General features: G+C 67.0%; 27 protein-coding genes. 16 read left to right on the top strand and 11 right to left on the bottom strand.

From position 1 onward, the window contains the following. Positions 1-8: 8 nt before the first annotated feature. Together WDM86_02335 and WDM86_02330 are read right to left on the bottom strand one after the other, a co-directional pair. Positions 9-566: a MarR family transcriptional regulator gene (locus WDM86_02335; protein MEI9988852.1), complete on the bottom strand. Its 558-nt coding sequence runs from the start codon at positions 564-566 to the stop codon at positions 9-11. 71 nt (positions 567-637) lie between these two features. Beyond that, a complete protein-coding gene (locus WDM86_02330; protein MEI9988851.1) occupies positions 638-1621 on the bottom strand; it encodes a LysR family transcriptional regulator in 984 nt (327 codons plus the stop codon). 114 nt (positions 1622-1735) lie between these two features. Between WDM86_02330 and WDM86_02325 the strand changes: the two genes are divergently transcribed. From WDM86_02325 to WDM86_02310, 4 genes are all read left to right on the top strand, one after another. Then, a complete protein-coding gene (locus WDM86_02325; protein ID MEI9988850.1) occupies positions 1736-2308 on the top strand; it encodes a hypothetical protein in 573 nt (190 codons plus the stop codon). Then, entirely contained in the window at positions 2305-2862 is a 558-nt protein-coding gene (locus tag WDM86_02320; GenBank protein ID MEI9988849.1) for a GNAT family N-acetyltransferase, read from the top strand. The genes WDM86_02325 and WDM86_02320 overlap by 4 nt, the downstream gene beginning before the upstream one ends. Before the next feature lie 80 nt (positions 2863-2942). Next, entirely contained in the window at positions 2943-4268 is a 1326-nt protein-coding gene (locus WDM86_02315; protein ID MEI9988848.1) for an ectonucleotide pyrophosphatase/phosphodiesterase, read from the top strand. A 247-nt stretch (positions 4269-4515) separates the two neighbouring features. Further along, entirely contained in the window at positions 4516-4887 is a 372-nt protein-coding gene (locus WDM86_02310) for a VOC family protein (GenBank protein MEI9988847.1), read from the top strand. A 911-nt stretch (positions 4888-5798) separates the two neighbouring features. Here the strand turns inward: WDM86_02310 and WDM86_02305 are convergent. After that, a complete protein-coding gene (locus tag WDM86_02305) occupies positions 5799-6761 on the bottom strand; it encodes an aspartyl protease family protein (protein MEI9988846.1) in 963 nt (320 codons plus the stop codon). A 172-nt stretch (positions 6762-6933) separates the two neighbouring features. Here WDM86_02305 and WDM86_02300 point away from each other — a divergent pair, with 172 nt between their 5' ends. The 5 genes from WDM86_02300 to WDM86_02280 all read left to right on the top strand — a co-directional run bounded on the left by WDM86_02300 (position 6934) and on the right by WDM86_02280 (position 12429). Further along, positions 6934-7710 carry a pentapeptide repeat-containing protein gene (locus tag WDM86_02300; GenBank protein MEI9988845.1) on the top strand — a complete coding sequence of 259 codons (777 nt, stop codon included), beginning with the start codon at positions 6934-6936 and terminating at the stop codon, positions 7708-7710. Between the two features lie 37 nt (positions 7711-7747). Beyond that, entirely contained in the window at positions 7748-8308 is a 561-nt protein-coding gene (locus tag WDM86_02295; GenBank protein ID MEI9988844.1) for a carboxymuconolactone decarboxylase family protein, read from the top strand. A 39-nt stretch (positions 8309-8347) separates the two neighbouring features. Further along, complete coding sequence (locus WDM86_02290; GenBank protein MEI9988843.1) at positions 8348-9514, top strand: acyl-CoA dehydrogenase; 1167 nt, start codon at positions 8348-8350, stop codon at positions 9512-9514. A 73-nt stretch (positions 9515-9587) separates the two neighbouring features. Then, on the top strand, positions 9588-11177 hold the full coding sequence (locus WDM86_02285; GenBank protein ID MEI9988842.1) for an NAD(P)/FAD-dependent oxidoreductase: 1590 nt from the start codon (positions 9588-9590) through the stop codon (positions 11175-11177). Positions 11178-11478: 301 nt separating this feature from the next. Continuing rightward, complete coding sequence (locus WDM86_02280; protein MEI9988841.1) at positions 11479-12429, top strand: IS110 family transposase; 951 nt, start codon at positions 11479-11481, stop codon at positions 12427-12429. Between the two features lie 68 nt (positions 12430-12497). Here WDM86_02280 and hemN read toward each other — a convergent pair whose 3' ends face one another. The 3 genes from hemN to WDM86_02265 all read right to left on the bottom strand — a co-directional run bounded on the left by hemN (position 12498) and on the right by WDM86_02265 (position 15481). Further along, positions 12498-13841 carry an oxygen-independent coproporphyrinogen III oxidase gene (gene hemN / locus WDM86_02275; protein MEI9988840.1) on the bottom strand — a complete coding sequence of 448 codons (1344 nt, stop codon included), beginning with the start codon at positions 13839-13841 and terminating at the stop codon, positions 12498-12500. 106 nt (positions 13842-13947) lie between these two features. Then, entirely contained in the window at positions 13948-15054 is a 1107-nt protein-coding gene (locus tag WDM86_02270; GenBank protein ID MEI9988839.1) for a ferritin-like domain-containing protein, read from the bottom strand. Between the two features lie 106 nt (positions 15055-15160). Continuing rightward, positions 15161-15481, bottom strand: coding sequence for a 2Fe-2S iron-sulfur cluster-binding protein (locus WDM86_02265; protein MEI9988838.1), 321 nt, complete (start codon positions 15479-15481; stop codon positions 15161-15163). A 225-nt stretch (positions 15482-15706) separates the two neighbouring features. On the opposite strand from WDM86_02265, the gene WDM86_02260 reads away from it, so the two are divergent. Together WDM86_02260 and WDM86_02255 are read left to right on the top strand one after the other, a co-directional pair. Further along, complete coding sequence (locus WDM86_02260) at positions 15707-16348, top strand: OmpW family outer membrane protein (protein ID MEI9988837.1); 642 nt, start codon at positions 15707-15709, stop codon at positions 16346-16348. 15 nt (positions 16349-16363) lie between these two features. Then, a complete protein-coding gene (locus WDM86_02255) occupies positions 16364-16636 on the top strand; it encodes a hypothetical protein (protein ID MEI9988836.1) in 273 nt (90 codons plus the stop codon). On the opposite strand, the gene WDM86_02250 is transcribed toward WDM86_02255, so the two are convergent. After that, positions 16633-17247, bottom strand: a complete 615-nt coding sequence (locus WDM86_02250) for an exopolysaccharide biosynthesis protein (protein ID MEI9988835.1) — start codon at positions 17245-17247, stop codon at positions 16633-16635. The genes WDM86_02255 and WDM86_02250 overlap by 4 nt on opposite strands. A 260-nt stretch (positions 17248-17507) precedes the next feature. Further along, the gene (locus tag WDM86_02245) at positions 17508-17867 is read right to left on the bottom strand and encodes a hypothetical protein (protein MEI9988834.1); all 360 of its coding nucleotides are present in this window, start codon (positions 17865-17867) and stop codon (positions 17508-17510) included. A gap of 251 nt (positions 17868-18118) precedes the next feature. On the opposite strand from WDM86_02245, the gene dusA reads away from it, so the two are divergent. Both dusA and WDM86_02235 read left to right on the top strand, forming a co-directional pair. Then, positions 18119-19102 (top strand): tRNA dihydrouridine(20/20a) synthase DusA, encoded by a 984-nt coding sequence (dusA, locus tag WDM86_02240; GenBank protein ID MEI9988833.1) that lies wholly within the window; start codon positions 18119-18121, stop codon positions 19100-19102. Positions 19103-19305: 203 nt separating this feature from the next. Then, positions 19306-20154: a sulfite exporter TauE/SafE family protein gene (locus WDM86_02235; protein MEI9988832.1), complete on the top strand. Its 849-nt coding sequence runs from the start codon at positions 19306-19308 to the stop codon at positions 20152-20154. 10 nt (positions 20155-20164) lie between these two features. On the opposite strand, the gene WDM86_02230 is transcribed toward WDM86_02235, so the two are convergent. Beyond that, positions 20165-21658 carry a phosphomannomutase/phosphoglucomutase gene (locus tag WDM86_02230; GenBank protein ID MEI9988831.1) on the bottom strand — a complete coding sequence of 498 codons (1494 nt, stop codon included), beginning with the start codon at positions 21656-21658 and terminating at the stop codon, positions 20165-20167. A gap of 47 nt (positions 21659-21705) precedes the next feature. After that, on the bottom strand, positions 21706-21909 hold the full coding sequence (locus WDM86_02225; GenBank protein MEI9988830.1) for a hypothetical protein: 204 nt from the start codon (positions 21907-21909) through the stop codon (positions 21706-21708). A 175-nt stretch (positions 21910-22084) separates the two neighbouring features. On the opposite strand from WDM86_02225, the gene cobA reads away from it, so the two are divergent. Beyond that, positions 22085-22951 carry a uroporphyrinogen-III C-methyltransferase gene (gene cobA, locus WDM86_02220; GenBank protein ID MEI9988829.1) on the top strand — a complete coding sequence of 289 codons (867 nt, stop codon included), beginning with the start codon at positions 22085-22087 and terminating at the stop codon, positions 22949-22951. A gap of 63 nt (positions 22952-23014) precedes the next feature. Further along, positions 23015-24088 (top strand): DUF2252 family protein, encoded by a 1074-nt coding sequence (locus WDM86_02215; GenBank protein MEI9988828.1) that lies wholly within the window; start codon positions 23015-23017, stop codon positions 24086-24088. 186 nt (positions 24089-24274) lie between these two features. Here the strand turns inward: WDM86_02215 and WDM86_02210 are convergent, their stop codons facing one another. Continuing rightward, a complete protein-coding gene (locus WDM86_02210) occupies positions 24275-24466 on the bottom strand; it encodes a DUF1289 domain-containing protein (protein ID MEI9988827.1) in 192 nt (63 codons plus the stop codon). Positions 24467-24584: 118 nt separating this feature from the next. Between WDM86_02210 and WDM86_02205 the strand changes: the two genes are divergently transcribed. Next, positions 24585-25448, top strand: a complete 864-nt coding sequence (locus WDM86_02205; protein MEI9988826.1) for a 50S ribosomal protein L11 methyltransferase — start codon at positions 24585-24587, stop codon at positions 25446-25448. The last annotated feature ends 54 nt before the right edge of the window (positions 25449-25502 follow it).

The raw sequence follows: 25502 nt of genomic DNA, 5'->3' as shown, positions 1-25502 counted from the left end.
GCCCTCCCCTATTTCGCTTTCTTGCCGGGCAGAAAGCTCGCGATCCGCGCGCCGAGCCTGATCAGCGCCATCAAGGTCGGCCTGGGCACCTTGCTCATCTGGTCGAACCAGCCGGTCAGGGTGCGCGTGAAATCGAGCATCGCGCTCAGCCGCGCCGCCGCGGTCGCCGACAGCCTGGCATCGCCCGCCGCCTCGGCGACGCAGGCCTCCAGCGCGGCGATCGCCGGATCGAGCTCGCGCTCCTTGCGGCCGGCGGCGATCTTGGCGGCGATCGACCAGATGTCGGTATCGGCCTCGAAATGGTCGCGGCGGTCGCCCAGCACCGGCACGCGGCGCACCAGGCCCCAGCCCTGCAGCTCCTTCAGCGAGTTCGACACGTTGGAGCGCGCCAGCGCCAGCGTCTCGGCGATGTCCTCCGCCGTCAGCGGCTTCTCCGCCAGATAGAGCAGCGCGTGGATCTGGCTGACCGAGCGGTTGACCCCCCATTGCCCGCCCATGTCGCCCCAGTGCAGGACGAAGCGGCGGATCGCGGGCGGCAGGTCGTTTGAAACTGTTATTTCTGTCATGACAGAAATATCGGACAGAACCGGCCGATTGTCAAGCCCGCCGGGTCGCGCTTATGGCCCCCCGCGATCCCTCACGCCACGACGGAGCGCGATCCCATCTGGCGCTCGGCCCAGCCCGATTGCGGCCGGACGAAGGTGTCGGAGAACCACGGCATCCGCTCGGGCGCGAAGACGTGCTCGGCCAGAAAGTCGATCGTCTTGCGCACATGGTCCTCGCGCGCCGCCTCGCGCGAATAGCTGAGCCAGATCGGCAGCGGCCACGGCTCGATCAGCGGGATCATCACGAGGCTGGGATAGATCGCCGCGACATAGGTCGGCAGCAGGCCGATCCCGGCGCCGTTGCGCACCGCTTCCACCATCACCGAGCTCTGGTTGGTGAACAGCCGGGTGCGGACCTCGCTGCCGCCCTCGCACAGCGCGAGCCACGATCCGCCCGCCGCCGTGTACTGAAGCAGCTCGAAGACATTGTGCTGGGTGAGATCGGACACCGTTTTCGGCGTGCCGCAGCGCTCCAGATAATCCTGCGTCGCCATCGGAACGATGTGCAGGCTGCCGACCTTGCGGCCGAGCCGGTCGAGATTGGCGGGCTCGCGGTACATGATGCCGATGTCGAACTGCTCGCCGCGCAGGATTTCGCGCTCATACTGGCAGATCAGCCGCAGCTCGATCTCGGGATGCTCGCGATAGAACCGGGCGAGGAACCGGGGCAGCCAATAGGTCGCGATGCCGTCGCCCATCGCCACGCTGCATTTGGCATAGGCCCTGACTTTCTGCGCCACGCGCAGCAGCACCGGATCCGTCGCGCTTCGCAGCCGGCGGGCGTCGGTCAGGAATTTGGCGCCCTGCTCGGTCACCACAAGGCCTTCGGCCTCGCGATCGAACAGCCGGCTGCCCAAGATTCGTTCGGCCTGCTGAATCTCCCGGCTCAAGGTGGAGCGCGACGTGCCGATCCGCGCCGCCGCTTTGCGCAGGCTTCCGGCCTCGGCGACGGCCAGCATCCGCATCAGCAACCGCCAGAGGTCCGGATCGATCGCCGCCGTCTCGATTTTGCTCATGCCGTCTCTCTTTTCGCCACTGTCCCCGACGCGCGTCCGAAGCCCAACCTTTGACGAAGAATTGGCCGCGAAACGGACCCTCGCCCTCGCGAGGCGAACACAAGGAGCGTAAGGATGACATCAGTGCCGGCGTCTGAGAAGACGGAGCTTTGGGGGCGCCTGGACGGCGAGACATCGGTCTGCCTGCGCCGGGCGTCGCCCTTCGAGATAACGACGCTGCACGGGCTCATCGCCAGGGAGATCGGCGGCAAGGTCGCCTCCCTGCCGGTCATGGTGCGGGCGAGCGAGATCAACCGCGACAGCTTCTGGACGATCATCCGCCGGCGCGACGCCGACGGCCGGGACGAGATCGCCGGCTGCTATGCCTTCCTGTTCCTCAACGCGCTCGGCGCGCAGGCCATCGAGGCGCGCACCTTCGATGCCACCGACCCCGCGCCGGAATACCTGGTGGCGAGCGGCGAGCGGCCCGCCCTCGTCTATATGTGGGCGATCGTCGCCCGCAAGATGCTGGGCGTCACCTTCCCGATGATCTCGCAGGGCTTCGATTCCGGACCCTATGGCGGCCTGCCGGTGGTCGGCCGGGCCGGCAGCATGGGCGGCCTCAAAGCTCTGTCGGCGGACGCAGACGCGATGGACCCGCCGGCCATCGGCACCCTGTTCAAGCTGCGCAACAAGGCGGCGGCATGAGCCTTGACATCTCGGTGGTGCGGACGCTGGACGAGCTCGCGCAGGTGTTCTCCGTCCGCGCGCGGGTCTATGCCGGCGAACAGCGCTGCCCCTATGACGAGGAGTTCGACGGCAACGACTTCACCGCGACGCATATCCTCGCGCGATGCGGCGGCGAGCCGGTCGGCTCGCTGCGCATACGGTATTTCGGGAGCTTCGCGAAAATCGAACGCCTCGCCGTGCTGCCGGCCCATCGGGGGACCAAGACCGGTCTGGAGATCGCGCGGATGGGTATCGATCTGTGCCGCAACAAGGGCTTCACGCGGCTCTATGCCCATGTCCAAAGGCGGCTGGTGCCGTTCTGGGAGCGGCTGGGCTTCGCGCCGGCCGGCCAGAACCGGGTGCTGCGCTTTTCCGATCACGAATATTGCGAGATGCTGGCCGAATTCGAACCGCTGGAGACCGAACTCAACCTGTACAGCGATCCGATGATCCTGCTGCGGCCGGAGGGACGGTGGGAGCGGCCCGGCGTGCTCGACCGTTCCGCGGCGCGGCCGGCGACAAATCCGCACTGACCGGCGGCGCGCTTCAGCCACCATCACGGCAGGGTCACATTCGCGGTGCGATATTCAGCGCCTCTTGAACGGATTCCCCGATGCGTCTCGCCGCCCTCGCCTTCGCCGCGCTTCTCGCCGCCGCCGCTCCCGCCGCCGCCGCGCCGGTCTTGATGATCTCGATCGACGGGCTGCGCCCCGCCGACGTGATCGACGCGCCGGCGCGCGGTCTCAAGGTCCCCAATCTGCGCGCGATCATGGCCGACGGCGCCTGGGCCAGCGGCGTGCGCAACACGCTGCCGACCGTGACCTATCCCGACCACACCACGCTGATCACCGGCGTGTGGCCCGCCGTCCACGGCGTCACCAGCAACACGGTGTTCGATCCCCTGGGCAAGAACATGGACGGCTGGTACTGGTATGCGCGCGACATCAAGGTCGCGACGCTGTGGGACATGGTGCACAAGGCGGGCGGCAAGGTGGCGAGCGTGAGCTGGCCGGTCAGCGTCGGCACGCCCTTCATCGACTACGACATCCCCGAATATTGGCGCGCCTTCGTGCCGGTGGAGGACGCCAAGCTCGTCAACGCGCTCTCGACGCCGGGGCTGGCGGACGAGCTGTCGCGCGTCGCCCACACCGACCAGACCGCGCTCGTCGGCACGGAGGTCGACAACGACCAGGCGCGCACCGCCTTCGCCATCGCGCTGCTGCAGCTCAAGCGGCCGCAGTTCACGACCGTGCATCTGGCCAGCCTGGACCACAACCAGCACAAATTCGGGCCCGGCACGCCGCAGGCGCATGCGGTGCTGGAGCAGACCGACGCGATGATCGGCGAGATCGTCGCCGCCGCGCGCCAGGCCGAGCCCGGCATCGTCATCGCCATCGTCTCCGATCACGGCTTCGCGCCGGTGGAGCATGACGTGAACCTGATCTCGGCCTTCGCGAAGGCCGGCCTCGTCACCCGCGACGCCAAGACGGGCAAGATCACGGCATGGCAGGCGGAGCCGTGGAACGCCGGCGGCTCGACCGCGATCATGCTGGCCGATCCGGCGGATGCGGCGGTGAAGGCCAAGGTCGCGGCGCTGCTGAAGACGCTGGCGGCCGATCCGGCGAACGGCATCGGCGAGGTGATCGACCGCGACGGCATCGCCCGGCGCGGCGGCGGCGTGGAGCCGAGCTTCTGGGTCGACTACCGCATCGGTTACGAGGGCGGCAGGGAGCTCGACGGCCCGCTGGTGGGTCCGCCGACGAACAAGGGCACGCACGGCTATTTCCCGTCGCATCCCGAAATGCGCGCGACGTTCATGATCGACGGCATCGCGAAGAAGGGCACGCTGGGCGAGATCGACATGATCGACATCGCCCCGACCCTGGCGAAAGTGCTCGGCGTGGAGCTGCCCCAAGCGACGGGCAAGCCGCTGTTTTGAGGGGCCGCGACGCAATAAATGATGTCATGCCCCGCGAATGCGGGGCACCCAGTTGACGCCTGCGACAGCGGTGAAGTGTTTCACCTGGGTCCGCCGTTCGTACGCTGTCGCTACGAACTCGCGGCGGATGACACCGGGTAATGCAAATTTCCGCGGTGGGCTTTCCTGCCACGGCCGTAGGAGTTTCTGTTAGTCTGTGGGACACCGGCAAAACCGGTGGAGCAACCGTCTCGCGAGGAGGCCACTGATGGCACGTATTACGGCGTTCGGTGGGGTATTCTTCCATAGCGCGGACCCGAAGGCGCTCGGCGCGTGGTATCGCGACATGCTCGGGCTGACCATCGAGGATTGGGGCGGCGCGATGATCCGCGCGGACGGCGCCGGTCCCGGCTACGGGGTATGGTCGCCTTTCAACAAGGACACGGACCATTTCAAGCCCTCGACGCGCGAGTTCATGATCAATTTCGCGGTGGACGATTTGGACGCATTCCTTGCCGGGCTTGAAGCCAAGGGCATCGAGGTCAACGGTCGCCAGCAGATGGACGGCATGGGCAAGTTCGCCTGGATCCTCGACCCCGACGGAACGAAGATCGAGCTGTGGCAGCCGGAACCGGAGTAGCCCTCGAAATAGGGCAAAGTGCCTTCAAGTGGAATCGCCTTCATCACCGCTGTCATTCCCGCGAAAGCGGGAATCCAGAGTCTATCCAGCGGCTTGCTGGATGCCCGCCTGCGCGGGCATGACAGCGAGCGGTTTTGCCTGACCGGACCTTGCTCTAATTTCTGCGCGGGCTTCCCTGCCATGGTGGCGGGTATTTCTGATAGGCTTTGGACGCTGACGGGATTGGCGGAGCAGACTTCCAAGTGAGGGCGCTCAAGATAGCCGGGTTAATCGCGCTGGTGCTCTGGATGGTCTGGATAACTTGGCGGATAGAACAGGTAAGGAATCTGGCGCTGGAAGCGTGCCAGGGCGCCTATATGGCTAAGGGGCATGAAGCATTGCCCGCATGCCCGGGCGCAGAGTTTGTGATCTCGGGGCACGCAGGAATTCAAATTAGGACACTACAAAGTGGGGGCCGGTTCTTCGTCGTGGATCATGTCGGCCCGATAGACTCACCTGCGAAGGCTGTACGGGCCGCTATCGTGGCTGAGGCGAGGGGGAGGCAATAGATGGGGACGGCCATACTCATAGTGCTGGGCATTCTCGGTATTGGCCTCGCACTCGCGGTCAACTACGCAATCTGGTTCATCCTGTTGCCGATTCAGTTTCGGCAGATGCGAGAGACGTTCCGCCGCATTCGGGAGCGGCGGGCGTCAAATTAGGACACTACCAAGGGGCGTCCGGAAATTTCTCCCGCCGCCGATTTGTACGCGGTTATCCAACAGAGGACTCACGCGGAGCCGCGGAGGACGCGGAGATTTTCACTTTGCTGCGTGGATAAGATTTGGCGCCGCGATGCGGCGAACGATATTTTCTTGCGGCGAAATATTTCGAATTCGGGTCGTCCGGGAGTCAATCGGCCGCGGCCGGCCTCAGGTGCGGCTTGCCATCAGGATCCGGGCGAGCTTGAAGCGCAGCTCCTTGCGGCCGTAGTCGATGGTGACCGAGGAGGATTGGCGCAGGAAGTTCATGCCGATGAACAGCGCCGGCTTGTCGGCGAGATCCCAGACATCGAACACCTGAAGGTCGGCGATGACCAGCACGTTGTCGACGAAGCTGACCGGGCCGAGCCGGATGCGCTCGACGAAGGTCCTGCGACCCTCGGCGGCGCCGCCGGTCACGCCCAGAAGCTGCACGATCTCATCATTGAGATATTTGGCGCCATTGCGCTGCAGCGCCTGAAAAAGCCTGGTGTTGCCGATGGAGATCTCCGCGCCGGAATCGACGAAGGCATAGGCGTCGGCGCCGTTGACGCTGCAACTGACCGCCGTCAGCTTGCCGTTGGAGCCGTTGACGCGCACCAGCGCCTGGTCGTCGATCGTCCGCACCCAGTCGGTGCTGCGCTCCGACGGCTGGACCGTCAGCTTGTGGTTCTTGAAATCGAAGGTGACGGCCTGGCGGTCGATCACGTCGAGGCCGAGATAGCCGTCGGCGCCGAGCCAGCTTCGCGGCAGCACCGGCATGGGCAGCGTGTCGATCAGGACGCGGCCGACCCTCAGCGTGTCGAGCCGCACCGCCGGCGCCGGCACCGCGCGCGCGATGCCCTGCACGATCACGTCGTCGCCGGTGCGCAGGCCGAGCGCCGTGGCGAGATCGTCGGCGATGACGCTGCGGTCCGCGCCGGTGTCGACGATGAAGCGGAACGGGCCCTTGCCGTTGACATAGGTCTCGACCGTGAGCCGGTTGGTCTCGTCCGGCGCGCCCTGGATGTACTGGGTCTGGGGGGCGGGCGGCGGCGGGACGATCCGCGTGCCGGTGACGGCGCGGGCGATGGACGGCGCCAGCGCGAAGGCGGCGCCCTGGCCTAGAAGACCTCTGCGCGAAAAGCCGGACATGGGCACCCCCTGGTGCCGGGCGCCCTGCGTGGGACGACCGTCGCGTTACTCTACCACCGCGCGCGGGCGGCGGGCGATCACACTCGCGTCAGGATTACGGGCGGCAAAAGAGGCGGAATCGCGGCGAAGGCCGGGGACTCGGCTTAGGATCGGCGATCTTCGGGAGCAGGCCATGGCCGAACAGGGCGCGATCATCGAGCGGGACGAGCTGGAGGCGGCGATCGCCGCCGGAACGCCGGTCGTGGCGCGGCGGCTCGCGGCGGGCCTCGAAGACCTCGACGCCAAGGATGCGCGGTTCGAGGGCTGCGCCTTCCACGCGCCGATGTTCCACGGCACCGATTTCTCCGGCGCCAGCTTCGCCGGCTGCAGCTTCGCCAATGTCCGCTTCGCGAGCTGCTCCTTCATCGACGCGCGGTTCGCCAAATGCGTGTTCTTCGATGTCGAAACCAAGAAGGGCTGCGTCTTCGCCGCCTGCGAGATGCGCGGCGCGAGCATGGCGGCCTGCAATTTCGCCGATGTCGGGTTCGAGCGCTGCGACCTCTACGCGCTGACGGCTTCGGAGTGCAGCTTCCGCGGCGCGCGGTTCAAGGGCTCGCATTTCGATCGCCGGATTTCCAGGAAGGTCGTGCTGAACAGCGCGACGTTCGACAATTGCAATTTCAGCTATGCCGATCTGTCGGGCGCGGTGCTGAAATCGTGCACGCTGAAGGCCTGCAAATTCTCCGAGACGATCTTCTGGGACGCCGACCTGACCGACGCGGTGCTGACCGGCTCGACCATCGACCGCGCCGAATGGGACCGCGCGAAGCTGCGCGGCGCCGATCTTTCGGGCGCGACGATCCATGGCCTCAACCTGGCGGCGGTCGCGGACTATGCCGGGCTGATCGTGAGCCGCGGCCAGACCGACGATCTGCTGCGCGAGATCGGCATTGATGTGCGGCCCGACTAGGCTACGCTGACGGCAAAACGGCATCCGGAGGAAACCCATGCGCCTGGCCACGCCCCGCATCACGCCCTTGAGCGACGCGGAATTGAACGACGAGCAGAAGGAGGTGCTGAAGCCGTTCGGCAGTCCGGTGTTCAACATCTTCCGCACGCTGGCGCGCGCGCCCAAGGCGCTCGACCGCTTCAACCAATGGGGCGGCTATGTGTTGTCGCGGCGCAACGAGCTGTCGCCGCGCGACCGCGAGATCGTGATCCTGCGCACCGGGTTCCTGTGCAAATCGGGCTATGAATGGGCCCAGCATGTCCGCATCGGCAAGCGCGAGGGGCTGACGGACGACGAGGTCGCGCGCATCAAGCAGGGCGCCGACGCCGGCTGGGACGCGGCCGACGCGGCGCTGATCCGGGCCAGCGACGAGCTGCACGCCGACCAGTTCATCGGCGACGCGACATGGAAGGCGCTCGGCGAGCGCTTCACCCAGAAGCAGTGCATGGACGTGGTGTTCACCGCGGCGCAATACACCCAGGTGTCGATGCTGCTGAACAGCTTCGGCGTGCAGCTCGACGAGGGGCTGACGCTCGATCCCGACCTCAAGGGATATTGAGCGAGACGGCCGCTATCGCCTTGCACAAGGATCGACGCCATGGATTTCGAGCTTTCCGAAGAACACCGCATGCTGAAGGATCTGGTGCATCGCTTCGTCGCGGACGAGTTGATGCCGCTGGAGGCCGGCGTGCTGGAGCGCGAGGCCAAGGGCCAGGGCCTCTCCATCGGCGCGACGGAGACGGCGCGGATCGACAAGGTGTCCAAGGAATTGGGGCTATGGGGCCTCGACGCGCCGGAGGATATCGGCGGCGCCGACCTGCCCGCCGTGGCGCTGGTCGGGGTCAACGAGGAGCTCGGCCGCACGGTCACGCCCTATACCCTGCCGCCGGACTCGCCGAATTTGCGCATGCTGATGGCGACGGTGAACCCGCGCCAGCGCGAGGCCTATCTGGCGCCCTATGTGCGCGGCGAGACGGTGTCGGCGATCGGCATCTCCGAGCCCGGCGCCGGCGCCGATCCCGCCGGGATGATCACCCGCGCGGTGCGCGACGGCGAGGACTGGATATTGAATGGGCGGAAGATCTGGATCAGCCGCGCCGACCACGCCGATTTCACCATCGTGATGGCGGTGACCAACAAGGAGAAAGGCGCGCGCGGCGGCATCTCGGCGTTTCTGGTGGACAAGGGCGCGCCGGGCTTCAACGTGCTCAGGCGCATCCCGATGATCGGGGGCGCGGCGACCTTCGAGATCGCGCTGGAGGATTGCCGGGTCGAGGGCTGGAAGCTGCTCGGCACCGAAGGCGCGGGCTTCGCGCCGATGCAGATAAGGCTGGGCACGCGACGGCTGGAGATGGCGGCGTGGTCGATCGGCATGGCGCAGCGCGCCCTCGACATGATCTGCGCCTTCGCGCCGACGCGCGTGACCTTCGGCCAGCCGCTGTCGGAGCGCCAGGCGATCCAATGGTGGGTGGCGGACGCGGCGACCAAGATCCACGCGGCGCGGCTGATGACCTATGACTGCGCCTGGAAGCTCGACCAGGGGCGCGACGTGCGGCTGGAAATCTCGATGATCAAGGCGTTCGCGACCGAGATGGCCTACGAGATCGTCGACCGCGCGATGCAGGCGCATGGCGCGATGGGCATGACCAAGGAATTGCCGCTGCAATTGATGCAGGCCAAGCTGCGCACCATGCGCATCTATGACGGCCCGACCGAGGTGCACAAATGGGTCGTGGCGCGCAATCTTCTGGGCGCCAAGCGTTGAAGGACCGGTAGGGCGGGATCGCCCGGGCGTCACCTGGGTGGCTCGCATTCGCGGGCCATGACACAGTGGCTGGATGAACGAAACGGACGTCATCGTCGTCGGCGGGGGACATAACGGGCTGGTTTGCGCCTTCTATCTCGCGCGCGCGGGGCTCAAGGTCACGGTGCTGGAGCGGCGCGGCGTCGTCGGCGGAGCGGCGGTCACCGAGGAGTTCTTCCCGGGCTTCCGCAATTCGGTCGCGAGCTACACCGTCTCGCTGCTCAATCCCAAGGTCATCCGCGACCTCGATTTGCCGCGCCACGGGCTGCGCGTCGTCAACCGCCAGGTCTCGAACTTTCTGCCGGTGAACGACCGCGATTATCTCGCGGGCACGGGCGCCGAGGAGATCGCGAAATTCTCGGCCAAGGACGCGCGGGCGTTCGGCGCCTACAGCGCGCGGCTGGACGCGATAGCCGACGTGCTGCGCGAACTGGTTCTGGTGACGCCGCCCAATTTGACCTCGGACGGATGGACCGCGGCGCTGCCGGAGCTGCTGAAAAGCGCGAGCCTCGGGCGGCGGCTGTCGCGGCTCGACCTCACCGGGCGGCGCGATCTGCTGTCGCTGTTCACCCAATCGGGCGGCGACTGGCTGGACGGATGGTTCGAGAGCGATCCGATCAAGGCGGTGCTCGGCTTCGATGCCGTCGTCGGCAATTACGCCAGCCCCTACACGCCGGGCTCGGCCTATGTGCTGCTGCATCACGTCTTCGGCGAGGCGAACGGCGTCAGGGGCGCGTGGGGCCACGCCATCGGCGGCATGGGCGCGATCACCCAGGCGATGGCGGCGGCCTGCCGCGAACGCGGCGTCGAGATCCGCACCGATTGCGCGGTGACGGAGATCGTCGTGAAAGATGGCCGCGCCGCCGGCGTGGTGACGCAAACGGGCGAGACGCTGGGCGCGGCGCGCATCGTGTCCAATCTCAATCCCAAGCTGCTGTTCGGCAGGATGATCGATCCGGCGGTGCTGCCGCCCGATTTCCGCGAGCGGATCGCGCGCTATCGCAACGGCTCGGGCACCTTCCGGATGAATGTCGCGCTGTCGGAGCTGCCGCGCTTCACCTGCCTGCCGCAGGCCGGGCCGCACCTGACCGCCGGGATCATCCTGGCGCCGAGCCTCGGCTATATGGACCGCGCCTTCGCCGACGCGCGGGCCGGCGGCTGGTCGAAGGCGCCGATCGTGGAGATGCTGATCCCCTCGACGGTGGACGACAGCCTCGCGCCGCCGGGGCGCCATGTCGCGAGCCTGTTCTGCCAGCACGTCGCGCCGCAGCTTTCCGGCGGACGGTCGTGGGACGATCACCGCGCCGAGGTCGCGCAATTGATGATCGATACGGTGGACGGGTTCGCGCCGGGATTCCGCAATTCGGTGCTGGGGATGCAGGCGCTGAGCCCGCTCGATCTCGAACGGACGTTCGGGCTCGTCGGCGGCGATATCATGCATGGCAGGCTCGAGCTTGACCAGATGTTCTCGGCGCGGCCGGTGCTGGGGCACGGCAATTATCGCGGCCCGGTGAAGGGGCTCTATATGTGCGGCGCGGGCACGCATCCGGGCGGTGGCGTGACCGGCGCGCCCGGCCACAACGCGGCGCGGGAAATCCTCAGGGATGGGCCGCGGCGGTTTTAGAGCGCGTTGCGATCCGTTGGAATCATCAAACCAAAATTGTCATGGCCCGCGAATGCGGGCCACCCAGTTGAAACGCCAATTCCTTCGAAGCCAGCGCAATCGTCACCTGGGTGGCCTGTATGTGTGTTCTTGCGGGCTTGTTAAGCTTGCCGGTGCTGCCGTAGCGCGCTGGGTGGCGGAACGATCCTTCGGATCGGTTCGAGACGCGGGTTTGCGCACGGCGGCATCGTAGGAGTTTGTCCGGACAGTCAGAAGGGCCGTCGCCGTGGCGGCGAGCCCGCATACAGGCGAGGACCATCTCATGACAGCACTTTGTGTTGCCGGGATCGACGTGTCGAAAGCCCGGCTGGATGTTTTTGTATTGCCGCAGCGCATCTCGTTGGCCTTCGACAATGCCGGGCGCGGGATCGCGGCGCTGCGCCGGCAATTGCAGCGTCGCGGCGTGCAGCGGGTCGTGCTGGAGGCCACCGGCGGGCTCGAGTATCCGGCCGCCCGGGCGTTGAGCGACGCCGGCCTTCAGGTCGCCCGCGTCCAGCCCGGCCGGGTGCGCGGCTATCGCAACTTCCTGGGCCGGCGGGCCAAGACCGATGCCCTCGACGCCGAACTCATCGCGCGCTTTGCTCTGGCCATGCCGGAGGATGACATCCGTCCCATTCCCAGCCAAAAGGCCGAAGCGATCCGCAGCCTGTCGGCCCGGCGCCGCCAACTGGTCGAGCTCCTGGTCCAGGAGAAGACCCGGCTGAAGATGACGCGCGACCGCTTCGTCCTTCAAAGCCTGCGAACCGTCATCGCCGGCCTCAACGCCGAACGCTGCCGCATCGAGGCCGCGCTCGCCCAGGCGATCGCGCAGGACGACGCCATCCGTCACAGGAACGAGCTGCTGCGCACGATTCCGGGGATCGGACCCGTCGTGGCATCCGTCCTCATCACCGACCTGCCCGAGCTGGGAAGCCTCAACCGCCATCAGGCCGCCAGCCTGGCCGGTCTTGCCCCCCATCCCCAGCGCAGCGGAACATCCCTGCGGAGCGATCATATCGGCGGCGGCCGCTCTTGCGTGCGAACCGCAGCCTATATGGCGGCGGTCTCCGCCATCCGCTGCAATCCCACCTTCAAGGCCTTCTATCGGCGGCTCGTCGACGCCGGAAAGCCCAGAAAAGTCGCCATCGTCGCCGTCGCGCGAAAGCTCATCGCTCTGGCAAACAGCATCGTCAAAGCCGATACCCCCTGGCATCCCGCCAAAATGCTTGACTGACAACACAGTCACCCGCATTCGCGGGCCATGACACCGGTATGGGTGCGTCGGCTTGAAAACAACTGGCTCTACACCGCGACGGAGTGGGTGCCGGCCTTGCTGAGATACGTATCGAACGCGGCGCAGACGATGCGGATGGCGGGGCGCCAGGCGTCTGGCACGCGAACGTACCAGCCATCGACCTGCACGATCCCGTCGCGGGCCTGGCTTTGCAGATCGGCCAGCGCGTCGGCGAACATCGCGGGGGCGCGGCCGTAACGGCGCGCCACCGCCGCGAGATCGACTTCGAGATCGCACATCAGCCGTTCGATCACTTCGCGGCGGATGCGGTCCTCCTCGGTCAGCGCGACGCCGCGCGCGACGGGTAGCTCGACCTTGAGCAGCGCCGCGCGCCAGGCCGGCACGTCGGTCAGGTTCTGGACATAGCCCTGGGGCAGCGAGCCGATCGACGAGGCGCCGAAACCGATCAAGGCGGGCGCGGTGTCGGTGGTGTAGCCCTGGAAATTGCGCGCCAGCGTGCCTTCGGCCTTGGCGACCGCCATGGGATCGCCCGGCTTGGCGAAGTGATCGAGGCCGACCGCGACATAGCCAGCGGCGAGCAATTGCTCGCGCGCGGCCTCGGCCTGCGCGAAACGCTCCTTGAGGCCGGGCAGCGCCGATTGCGGAATCAGCTCCTGGTGTTTCTTGAAGCCGGGCACATGGGCGTAGCCGAAGATCGCCAGCCGGTCGGGATCGAGCGTCAGGACCTGGTCGATCGTGTTCCACAAGCCTTCCGCCGTCTGATGCGGCAGGCCGTAGATCAGGTCGATGCTGAGCTTGTCGATGCCGTCGCCACGCAGCAGGCTGACGCATTTCGCGGTGGTTTCGAAATCCTGGATGCGGTTGATGGCGCGCTGCACCGCCGGATCGAAATCCTGCACCCCGATGCTGGCGCGGGTGACGCCGATATCCGCCAGCGCGCGCGACAGCTCCGGCGTGAAGCCGCGCGGATCGATCTCGATGGCGAATTCGGCGTCCGGCGCGACATCGAAACGCTCGCGCAGAAAGGCGTTCAGCCGGCGCATGTCGGCGGGCCTGAGCATGGTCGGCGAACCGCCGCCCCAATGGATATGCGTCACGCGGCGGCGCGCGCCCAAGGCGTCGGCGACCAGCCCGATCTCGCGCAGCAAGAGGTCGAGATAGCCGGCCAGCGGCGAATAGGTGTTCACGACCCTGGTGTGGCAGCCGCAGAACCAGCACAGCGTGTCGCAGAACGGGATGTGGACATAGAGCGACAGCGGCGCGGCCGGATCGAGCGCCTCGAGCCAGCCGCGATAGACGGCGGCATCGACGCCGGCATGGAAATGCGGCGCGGTGGGATAGCTCGTATAGCGCGGCACGCGGGCGGCGAAGATTTCTTCGGGATTTCTCATCGACGCGAACTTGGCCCCGGAAAAAAGAATGCTCCCGGTCCAAGGGGGGATTGGACCGGGAGCAGGTCTAGCATGCCCCCTTCTTGGAGGGGGACGAGGGGACACGCTATTCGGCCGCCATGGCCTGCGGATTGCCGCCTTCCATGGCATTGAGGACGTGGAGATCGTCGAAGATCGGGATGCCGACCTCTTCGTATTTCTTGCGCACCGTCGGCGTGATCAGGCCGACGCGGGCGATGGCGGGCAGCATCAGATCCTTCAGCGAATGAATCTGGCCGGGCGGCAGTTCCTGCAGGATGCCCTCCTCCGCCGCTTCGTGCATGCCCTTGAAGAAATCGTCGGCGTCGATGCCGGAATTGGCCAACACCTCCATGAAGCCCGGATCGAAGCGGCTGGCGAGGCCCTGGGCGTCCTGGGTCATCGTCGCCTGGACGATGATGTTGATCGCGTTGAAGGCGAATTCCGCCAGTTCCTCGCGCTCGGCTTCGTCCAGCTTGGCGATGACCGGACCGAGATAGGCATGGCCGAACGAGACGTGGCGCGATTCGTCGCGCATCACGTTGAAGGTCAGCGCCTTGAGCAGCGGGCAGGTCGTGGAATGGTACATGTTGTTGAAGGCGCCGAGCGCGAGGCCTTCGACGATCATGTTCATGCCGATCATGACCTTCTCGTAGCGGTCCGATTTCAGCGTCGCGTCGATCAGCGTCTTCAGCCAGGGCGACATCGGATAGACCATCGCGATCTTGTCGCAGTATTTCGAATAGACCTCGACATGGCGCGCCTCGTCCATCGTCTGCGACGCGGCGTAGAGCTTGGCCTTGGCGTCGGGCACCGAATGCGTCACGCAGGCCGCCGTCATCAGCGCGCCCTGCTCGCCGTGCAGGAATTGCGAGAGCAATTGCGCGGTCGAATGGGCGGTGAAGGTCTCGCGCTGACTCTTCGACAGCTTGGCGAAGAACGGCATCTTGTGGAACATCGAGGAGCGGTCGGACACCATCGGCTTGGACGGATCAACCTGGGTGTCCCACGGCAGAAGCTCGTCGGAGTCCCACTGGTTCTGCTTGGCGCGCTTGTAGAGATCCTCGACCTTTCCCTTGCCGAGCGCGTAGTCGAAGGTCCAGGCGATCTCCATCGGATTGCGATAAAGGTCGTCGGGCGTCATCGAGACTTTCCAGTCGCCTTTGGTGACGATCTTGGCGGTGCTGCTTGCCATGTCGGTTTCCTCCTTGCGTCGGACGAAAGATGACGCCTGTGTCAGTTTTGGATTTTGATCTGGATCAAACCCGCCAAGACGCCGCAGCCCCTTCCCTAACATCCTATCAATACTGAGAAATCGGCGTGCGCACGGTCAGGCCGTCGAGCGCCGGGGTGACTTCGATCTGGCACGCCAGACGGCTGAACGCACCGGGCTTGATCGCCATGTCGAGCATGTCGCGCTCGAGCGGGTTGGGCGGGGCGAGCTTGGGATACCACTGCGGATCGACATAGACATGGCAGGTGGCGCAGGCGCAGGCGCCGCCGCAATCGCCCTCGATGCCGGGAATGCCGTGGCGCACCGCGCCCTCCATCACCGAGAGTCCCTCCTTCACGTCGACTTCGCGACGCGTGCCTTGATGATCGATGAAATTGACGCGGACCATGCGACGAACCCGTGAGCGTTTCCTTGGGTAGCGTGGCCGCGCGCTTCGCGGCGCGACCTTGATCGAGCGCAACCGCGACATCGCGCCATACGCAACAACCACAATGTGCCCGAGACGCAACGGCGTCCGGCGATAGGCGCGATCGGCGGCCGGCATTGATCGCGATCAACCGTTCGGGGGCGCGCGCGATTACCAACGACGGCGCTGCATCAAGGAGCTGCTCTCATGCGTATGTCCCTTAGCCTCGCCGCCGCGCTGCTGGTTTGCACGGCCGCTATTTCGCCCGCCCTCGCCGACGACGACGATCTCGGCGTCGCCGGTCATTTCCAGGTCCGCCTGCGCGGCTTGGCCGTCATTCCCGACGCCAGCGCGAAGGTCACGGTCGGCGGCACGCCGCTCGCCAGCAGGACCGACGTCACCGACTCGTTCATTCCCGAAGTCGACGGCACCTATTTCATCACCGATCACATCGGCGTCGAGCTGATCGCCGGAACGACGAAGCATTCGGTGCACAATTCGGTCGCCGGCAATGTCGGCAGCGTGTGGCTGCTGCCGCCGACGCTGACCGTGCAGTATCATTTCGACCCGACGGGTTCGATCCGTCCCTATGTCGGCGCCGGCGTGAACTACACGTTCTTCTATTCGGCGCACAGCGCGGCCTATCCGCCGATCAGCTTCTCCAACAATGCCGGCTTCGCGCTGCAGGCGGGCGTCGACATCCCGGTCGGCGACGGGCCGTATTTCGTGAACTTCGACGCCAAGAAGCTGTTCCTCTCGACCACCATGAAGGCGGCGGGCGGAACGATCCGCGCCAGCGCGGACCTCAATCCGTGGATCGTGGGGGCAGGCGTCGGCATCCGCTTCTGATAAGATCGCCCGGCCATGCCATGCTGCACCCTCATCGCCTTCCTGTTGAGCCAGTGCGGCATGGCGGCCGGCGCGGTGCGGACCAGACTGTTCGGCTGGACGGCGCCCATGGCATCGCCCGGCCTGGCGCGGTTCCGCTGGCCGGTGCTGGCGGTCGCGCTGGTCTTCGAGATGACGATCGGCGCCGCGGCGGCGCCCTATATCCTGACCGGCTCGGGCCGGGCGGAAGCGGCGCGCTCGATCGGCGCGACCTGGCATATCTGTAAAGTGATCGTCGGCGCCGGCTAGCCCAGCGCGAGGCGGGCGGCGTCCACCGCGGCCCATACCGTGCTGCCGGTGACGGCGAGCGACAGCACCCCGGACAGCGCCGAGACGGCGAGCAGGATGCCGCTGGTCTCCAGATACGACACCGCGATCATCGCGATGGCGAGCGCCGGCGGCACGTTGCTCAAGGGCAGCGGCACCAGAAGCGTGGCGGCCAAGGCGACGATCAGCAGCCCGCCGAACGGGCGGCTGAGGCCGACCAGGCGCTGGGCGACGGGATGGATCATCCGCTCCTGCCATTTGAGGATCGGCATCAGGCGCTCGACCAGGCGCACCAGGCGCGGCATCGAGATCGGGCGCGCCGCGACATAGCGGGGCAGCCAGATGCCTTCCTGGGCGAACAGCATGGGGACGGCGAGCAGGATGAGGATCAGGCCGGCGGGCAGCGAGGCGCCGGGAATGAGCGCGGTCAGCGCCAGGACGAGCATCAGCGTCTCGCGCGCCGCGACCGGGGATTGCTTGAGCAGCCATTCGACGGTGACGACCTCGTCGGTGCCGCCGCGCACGACGCTCTCGATGATGGCCGAGGCGGGCAACCTGCCCGCGACGGCCGGCGATGTGGAGATCTGCGTCATGACGAAAGCCTAGGCGGTGCGCGTTAGTAGAGCGTTGCGCGGTATCAAGAAGTTCCGTGCGTATCTTTACGGATGCGGCGGCCGGCCGGGGCGCGTCTTAACCAACAAAAGGGCGTCGATTTGCGCGCCCGGCGCGCGCCGGGGACCCTCGATTTATCATGAACAACCGCGCGGCGCGGCGCCGAATATCGCCGGCGCGACGGAAGGCTTCCCGGCCCTCGCTCGAATCGTCGGCGCAAGGGACAGGACGACCGCCGCGATCAGCCGTGGCAATTGCGAATCGTGAAGATCATCGTGCCCGGCGACGCGCTGCCGCCGATCGTCGATGGCGGAGCCCAGCCGGCTTCCTCGCAACCTTGTGGCATGCCCAGTTTCACCTGAAGCTTTGCCTGTATCTGAGCGATGGTGCCCTTGAGCTGCGCGTTCTCGCCGCGCAGCGCCGCGACCTGGGCCGTGAGCGCGTCCACCCGATTGGACAGCTGCGCCACCGGATCGAACATCGACCCGTGCCCGTTCTGCAATATCACATGCGCCGAAATGGGCGGCCGGTCGCTCTCCGCCGAGCTCTGCTGCGCGAACAACAGCACCAGGCCCGCGACGGCAATCGAGACGATACGCATTTCTTTTCCCCTTCGCTTGCGAGGCCGCCGGCCCTTGGTCCGCGACCGGCCGCGCCGGCGCGCTGTAAAAATACATCCTTGTGCATTGAATACACTATTGTGCATTTAATGGCAATGGCCGGCGCGCTCTTGCAGGGTCCCGTCGATCGGGATGAGCGGCGCGAATCTATGTGCTATGTCGAATGATGCCGCCGCGTCCGCGAGGCGCCGCCGCTTTCTCCAAGGGAATTGGCCTGGAAGATAAGAGTGGAATGAACGACTTAAGTCACAAATTCTGCGTCGCGCCCCTGATGGAGTGCACCGACACGCATTGCCGCGTGCTGCACCGGGCGCTGTCGCGCAACGCCCTGCTCTACACCGAGATGGTGACGGCCGAGGCCGTGCTGCGCGGCAAGCGCGAGCGGCTGTTGGGCTTCGACGCAAGCGAGCATCCCGTGGCGCTGCAACTCGGCGGCGCGGAGCCGGCGCGGTTGGCGCAGGCGGCGCGGATCGGCGCGGATTTCGGCTATGACGAGATCAACCTGAATGTCGGCTGCCCGTCGGACCGGGTGCAGTCGGGGCGCTTCGGCGCCTGCCTGATGCGCGAGCCGGAACTGGTGGGCGATTGCGTGGCGGCGATGCGCGCGGCGGTGGACGTGCCGGTCACGGTCAAGTGCCGCATCGGGGTCGACGACCAGGAGCCGGAGGAATCGCTGCGCGCGACCATCGCGGCCTGCGCGGCGGCGGGCGTGACGATTTTCGCGGTGCATGCGCGCAAGGCGTGGCTCGAGGGCCTGTCGCCCAAGGAGAACCGCGAGGTGCCGCCGCTCGATTACGATCTGGTCTATCGCGTGAAACGCGAGAACCCGCATTTGACCATCGTGCTGAACGGCGGAATCGCGACGCTGGACGAGGCCGAGGCGCATCTCGCCCATGTCGACGGCGTGATGCTGGGGCGCGCGGCCTATCATGCGCCGGCGCTGCTGGCCGGGGTCGATGCGCGGCTGTTCGGCGGCGCGCCGCGCGATATCGCGGACGCGGTCGCGGCCTATGTCGCCTATGTCGAGCGCAAGCTCGGCGAGGGCGTGCCGCTGAACGCGATGACGCGGCACATGCTGGGCCTGTTTCACGGCCGACCGGGGGCGCGACTGTTCCGCCGCCATCTGAGCGAGAACGCGACGAAGAAGGGCGCCGGCGCGCAGACCTTGCGCGACGCGCTGGGCTTTCTCGACCGCGCCGAGGCGGTCGCGGCGTAGGACCTGAAGTTCGGCGAATTCAAATGAGGTGTCATGGCCCGCGAATGCGGGCCACCCAGGTGACGCCTTGCGGTGCAGATGTCACCTGGGTCCGCCGCATTCGCGGCGGATGACACTGAGTAGTACGAACGTCCCACTCAAGACCCCAGCTTGCGCCTCCCAACGAATGCCGGTTCACTCGCGCCGGCGATATCGGGGACAGCATGGATTTCTTCGTGGCCGCTTCGGGCGGCGAAGTGGGCACTTTCGCGCTTGGACTGGTGATCGCGGGCGTGGTCGGCGGATTGCTCGCCGGGCTGCTCGGCGTCGGCGGCGGCATCGTGATCGTGCCGGTGCTCTATCACGTCCTGGACCTGATGGGCGTGGATCCGAACGTGCGGATGCACCTCGCGGTCGGCACGTCGCTCGCCACCATCATTCCGACCTCGCTGTCCTCGCTGCGCTCGCACAACAAAAAGGGCGCGGTGGATTGGGCGCTGCTGCGCCGCTGGGTCGTGCCGATGCTGGTGGGCGTCCTGATCGGCAGCGTGCTCGCCGGCTGGGCCAGGGGACAGGCGCTGGCGCTGTTCTTCGCCGCCGTCGCCCTGCCGGTGGCGATCCACATGGCGTTCTGGGGCGAGACGCGGAAGATCGCCGACCGCTTGCCGACCGGCATCGGCGGCTTCCTGCTGCCGGCCGGCATTTCCGGCGTCTCGACCATGATGGGGATCGGCGGCGGCACGGTGGGCGTGCCGGCGATGACGCTGTTCGGCGTGCCGATCCACCGCGCGGTCGGCACCGCCAGCGCGTTCGGCGGGATCATCTCCATTCCCGGCACGATCGGCGCGATCATCGCGGGATGGGGCGCGCCGCACCTGCCGCCCTATTCGCTGGGCTATGTGAACCTTATGGGATTCATCCTGATCGCGCCGGCGAGCTATCTCGTGGCGCCGCTCGGCGCGCGGCTGGCGCACACCACCGACAAGCGCAGCCTGCGCATGGTGTTCGCGTTCTTCATCGCGATCACCGCGGCGCGCATGCTGTACGACGCGCTGGGGCTGCACTGGATGTGAGAGCGGGCGCTCAGATCTTCTGATCGTACTCGCCGACTTCGGGATGCTTCTTCAGCCGCGCGTCGATGTCGGCGAACATGCCGCGCATGTTGGCTTCGGATTTCGGGCTCTCCACCACCACCACCAGACTCGGCTTGTTGGACGACGCGCGCACCAAACCCCAGGTGCCGTCCTCCAGCGTCACGCGCACGCCGTTCACCGTCACCAGCTTGGCGATCTTCTGGCCGAGGATCGTCTCGCCCTTCTCCTTCGCCGCCTCGTATTCCTTCACCATCGCGTCGACGATGCCGTATTTCTTGTCGTCGGGACAGAACGGCGCCATGGTCGGCGAGCCCCAGGTCACCGGCAGCGAGTGCACCAGGTCCGACATCTTCTTGCCCTTGGCGCGGTCGAGCATCTCCAGCACCGCGATGCCGGCGACGAGGCCATCGTCATAGCCGCGGCCGTAGGGCGCGCAGAGATAATAATGGCCGCTCTTTTCGAAGCCGGAGAGCGCGCCGATCTGCTGGCAGCGGCGCTTCATGTAGGAATGGCCGGTGATCCAGTAGTCGGTCGTGGCGCCGTTGGCCTTCAGCACCGGATCGATGTCGAAGATGCCGGTCGACTTCACGTCGACCACGAACTTCGCGTTCTTGTGCGCCGCCGACATGTCGCGCGCGAGCAAGACGCCGATCTTGTCGGCGAAGGTCTCCTCGCCCTTGTCGTCCACCACGCCGCAGCGGTCGCCGTCGGCGTCGAAGCCGAGCGCGATCTCCGAGCCGTTCTCCTTCAGCGCCTTCGCCATCGCGTCGAGCATGTGGAGGTCTTCGGTGTTGGGATTGTAGTTCGGGAAATTGTAGTCGGGATTGCACTGCGCCTCGGCCACTTCGGCGCCGATGCGGCGGAAGGCCTCCGGCGCGAACAGCCCGGCGGTGCCGTTGCCGCAGGCGATCGTCACCTTGATCGGGCGCGACAGCTTGTGGCCCTTGGTCAGCTCGTCGAGATAGGCGGCGCCGAAATTCTCCACCGTGCGGTAGGAGCCGCCGGGGCGCGGCTTGAATTCCTCGCCGAGCACGATGGCCTTCAGCCGCTTGATCTCGTCGGGGCCGAAGGTGAGCGGCTTGGCCGCGCCCATCTTCACGCCGGTCCAGCCGTTCTCGTTGTGGCTGGCCGTCACCACCGCGAGGCCGGGACAGTCGAGCGCGAATTGCGCGAAATAGGCCATCGGCGTGGTGCCCAGGCCGATATCGACGACCTCGCAGCCGGACTGCATCAGGCCGATGATCAGCGCCTGCTTGATCGACATCTCATAGGAGCGGTAGTCGTGCCCGGTCACGACTTTCGGCTGGATGCCGACCTCGTGGAAATAGGTGCCGAGGCCGAGGCCCACCGCCTGCACGCCGAGCAGGTTGATCTCCTTGCCGAACAGCCAGCGCGCGTCATATTCGCGAAAGCCGTTGGGCGTGATCAGCCTCTGCATTTCGTATTCGAAGGTATTGGGCTTGAGGTCGGTGCGGATGGTCATGGCGGCTCGCGGGCTGGACGTGGAACGGGGCGGCGGCGGGGCTTGGCTCAGGTGCCGTCCGGCTCGGGCTCGTGCGGGCCGAGGGTTCCGTCCTTGCGCTCGAAGCGCGGATTGGCGATGTCGAAGGTGTCGAAGCCGCAATGCGGGCAGAGGCTGAAGACGTCGTCGCGCACGAAATGCGTGGTCTTGTGGCAGCGCTCGCAGCGATAGTCGCCGCTGGCGCGCACGATTTCTCCGACTTTTTCGGTCATGACCGGCCTTCCGTTGGGAGTTGCTTGTCTAACGCTAGCTGGCGATAGGACGTTGCGTCACCCTTGGGCAATAGAATTGTTCGCGGCGCGACGGTGTGACGTGCGGCGCGTCCCGCCACCCTTATTTCCACGAATGCACTGTGATAGGATGATTATTACAGAATTGTGATGTGAAATGGCAAATCCAAAGGCCCTGCACAGCGAGACGAACGCCCTGGCGGCGGCGCTGAACCTGCCCCGGTTCGAGCGCGGCTGGGTGTGGCTGGCCGGCGCCGGGCCGGGCGATCCGGGGCTGGTCACGGTGCTGGGGGCGCATGCGATCCAGAACGCGGACGTCATTCTTTATGACGCGCTGATCGACCACGCGCTGCTGACGCTGGCGCGGCCGGGCGCGGAGCTGATCTATGCCGGCAAGCGGGCCGGGGTGAAGTCGTGCCGGCAGTCGGACATTTCCCGCACGCTCGTCTCGCTCGCCAAGAAGAACAAGCGGGTGCTGCGGCTGAAGGGCGGCGATCCCTTCGTGTTCGGGCGCGGCGCCGAGGAGGCGCTGGCGCTGGTGCGCGCGGGCGTGCCGTTCCGCGTCGTGCCGGGCGTGACAGCCGGGATCGGCGGGCTCGCCTATGCCGGCATTCCGGTGACCCATCGCGACACCAACCACGCCGTGACCTTCCTCACCGGCCATGGCGCGGACGGCAAGCTGCCCCGGCACGACTGGGCGGCGCTGGCCAAGGGCTCGCCGACGCTGGTGCTGTTCATGGCGCGCAAGCACGCGGGCGAGATCGCGGCGCGGCTGATCGCGGCGGGCCGCGCGCCCGGCGAGCCGGCGGCGCTGGTGAGCGAGGCGGCGCGCCAGGCTCAGGCCGTCACGGTCACGACGCTGAACAGGCTGGGCGAGGCGGCGGCGGGCAGCGCGGCGCCGGCGATCATCGTGATCGGCGAGAATGTGCGGCTGCGGGACGGGCTGGACTGGATCGGCGCGCTGGCCGGACGGCGGCTCGAACCCTGGCCGCTGGGCCGCGAGGCGCTGAGCGACGCCGGTTAAGCATAGGGCGCGCTAGCCAAGCCGGAACGCGGGGTCCAGACTTGCGCCCGCGAGAGGGCGGCCATGAACATCGTCGAGGCGACCAGGCGCTACGAGGCGTGGCTCGGCGAGGCCGTGCCGCTGGTGTCCCGCGACCTCAAGCTCAAGCACGACACGATGCGGGCGAGCGCGTTCGGCTTCCTGCGCGCCACCTATTACCGCTGGGCGCAGCAATTTGCCAAAACATGTCCCGAGGCGGCGCGGGCGCCGTCGATCCTGATCGTCGGCGATTTGCATCTGGAGAATTTCGGCACCTGGCGCGACGGCGAGGCGCGGCTCGCCTGGGGCATCAACGATTTCGACGAGGCCCATCGCGGCGCCTATGCCAACGACCTCGTGCGGCTGGCGGCGAGCGCGCTGATCGCGATCGCGGAGGGCAGCCTCTATATCGGCGCCGAACGCGCCGCCGCCGAGATCCTGACCGGCTATGCCCAGGCGATGGCGCAGAAGCAGGGCGTGCCCTTCGTGCTCGAGGAGGACAACACCGAGTTGCGCGCGCTGGCGATGAGCGATGCGCGCAGCCCGAAGAAATTCTGGAGGAAGATCCTGGCGGAGAAGGACGCCCCGCCGCCGGCCGACGCGAAGGCGCTGCTGGAGGAGCACCTGCCCAAGGGCGAGCCGGACATCGCGTTCAAGCGGCGCACCGCCGGTGCCGGCAGCCTCGGCCTGCCGCGCTTCGTCGCGACCCGGCTGGTGAACGGCAGCCGCGTCGCGCGCGAGGCCAAGGCGCGGGCGCCCGCGGCACATGCCTGGGCGAGCGGCGGCGCGCACGATCCCAGCCACACCCAGGCGCTGCTGGCGCGCGCGATCCGTCCGCAGGACCCTTTCCTGCATGTCGGCACCGGCTGGATCGTCCGCCGGCTGGCGCCGCATTGCGAGAACATCGCGCTCGCCGACATCGCCGACGCGGCGGAGCGGCGGGCGGTCTTGAACGCAATGGGCCGCGAGACCGCGAACATCCATCGCGGCACGCCGGGCGCGCGGGCGCGGATCCTCAAACATCTCGACAAGCAGAAGGACGGCTGGCTGTTCGAGGCGGCAGCCACGATGGCGGAGGCCGTGCGGAAGGATTGGAAGGTGTGGAAGAAGCGGGGGTAGCGGCAGCCGGGCTTGAATCGACTCGCCACCAAAACTGTCATGGCCCGCGAATGCGGGCCACCCAGGTGACGTTTGCATCTTCTCACAATTTTGAGAGCCCTAACCTTACGAGCAGATTGCCGCTTTCAACTGGGTGGCCCGCATTCGCGGGCCATGACAGCGTGGATGGTGGAACGCAAACCAAACCTACGAAGCCGCCTTCGGCGGCACGATGCCCTTGGCCTTCATCCGCTCCGGCAGCGTCGCCATGATGGCGAGGCGCTGGTCCTCGGTGAGGCGGCCCCAGCTTGCGATCTCGGGCAGGGTGCGGCCGCAGCCGAGGCAGATGTCGGCGATGCCGTCGACGACGCAGACCTTGATGCAGGGCGAGGAGATCATGCGAACGAAAAAACCGGTTGGCACCTGTTCGCAGACATAGCCGACACCTTTGCCGAAGTCGATTTTGGCGCTCCCGCCGATTTGGCGTAACAGCGCGCCCTCCGCTATACCGCCCGCGATGAGCAATCCCCCGCTTTGGAAGGCCAGCGTCACGCTGGCGAAGGAACTGGCCGGCGATGTCGGCGCGGTGCTCGAACTCGCACCCCCGACGCCGCAGGCGGTGCTGATCGTCGAGGAGCCGTTCGTGGCCAACGCGACCGTCGAGGCGCTCTATACCGAGGCGCCGGACGGCGAACTGCTCTCGCGGCTGACCGGTCATGCGGTGGCCGTCGCGCCACTGCCCGACCAGGACTGGATCCGCCTGTCCCAGGAGGGCCTGCCGCCGGTGCGCGCCGGGCGGTTCTTCGTCTATGGCGCGCATGACGCGGGCCAGGTGCCGCCGGGCGTCGTGGCGCTGAAGATCGAGGCCGGGATGGCGTTCGGCACCGGCCATCATGAGACGACGTCGCTGTGCCTGTCCGCCCTCAGCGATCTCGCAAAGCGACGGCGGTTCGCGCGGGTGCTGGACCTGGGTTGCGGCACCGGCCTGCTCGCCATCGCGGCGGCCAAGCTGTGGCGGCGGCGCGTGCTGGCGACCGACATCGATCCCGACGCCATCGCGGTGACGCGGGAGAACGCGGCGGCCAACGGCGCGGCGCCGCTGGTCCGCGCCGTGCTGGCCGACGGGCTGACCAGCCCGGCGATTGCCGCCGAGGCGCCCTACGACCTGATCCTCGCCAATATCCTGGCCGGCCCGCTGACCCAGCTCGCGCCGTCGATCGCCCGGGCGCTGGCCAAGGGCGGCACGCTGGTGCTGTCGGGATTGCTGACCTGGCAGGAGAATCTTGTTGTCTCGTTCTATGTGCCGCATGGCCTGATCTTGCGCGACCGCCGCCGCGACGGGCCGTGGACCGCGCTGGTTTTGGAACGGCCGGGGGCATAAGCTTCCGCGACAAAACCCAACCGTCATGGCCGGGCTTGTCCCGGCCATCCATGA

The organism is Rhizomicrobium sp. (assembly GCA_037200045.1).
Taxonomy (GTDB): domain Bacteria; phylum Pseudomonadota; class Alphaproteobacteria; order Micropepsales; family Micropepsaceae; genus Rhizomicrobium.
This window is presented reverse-complemented; position numbering and strand designations above follow the sequence as displayed.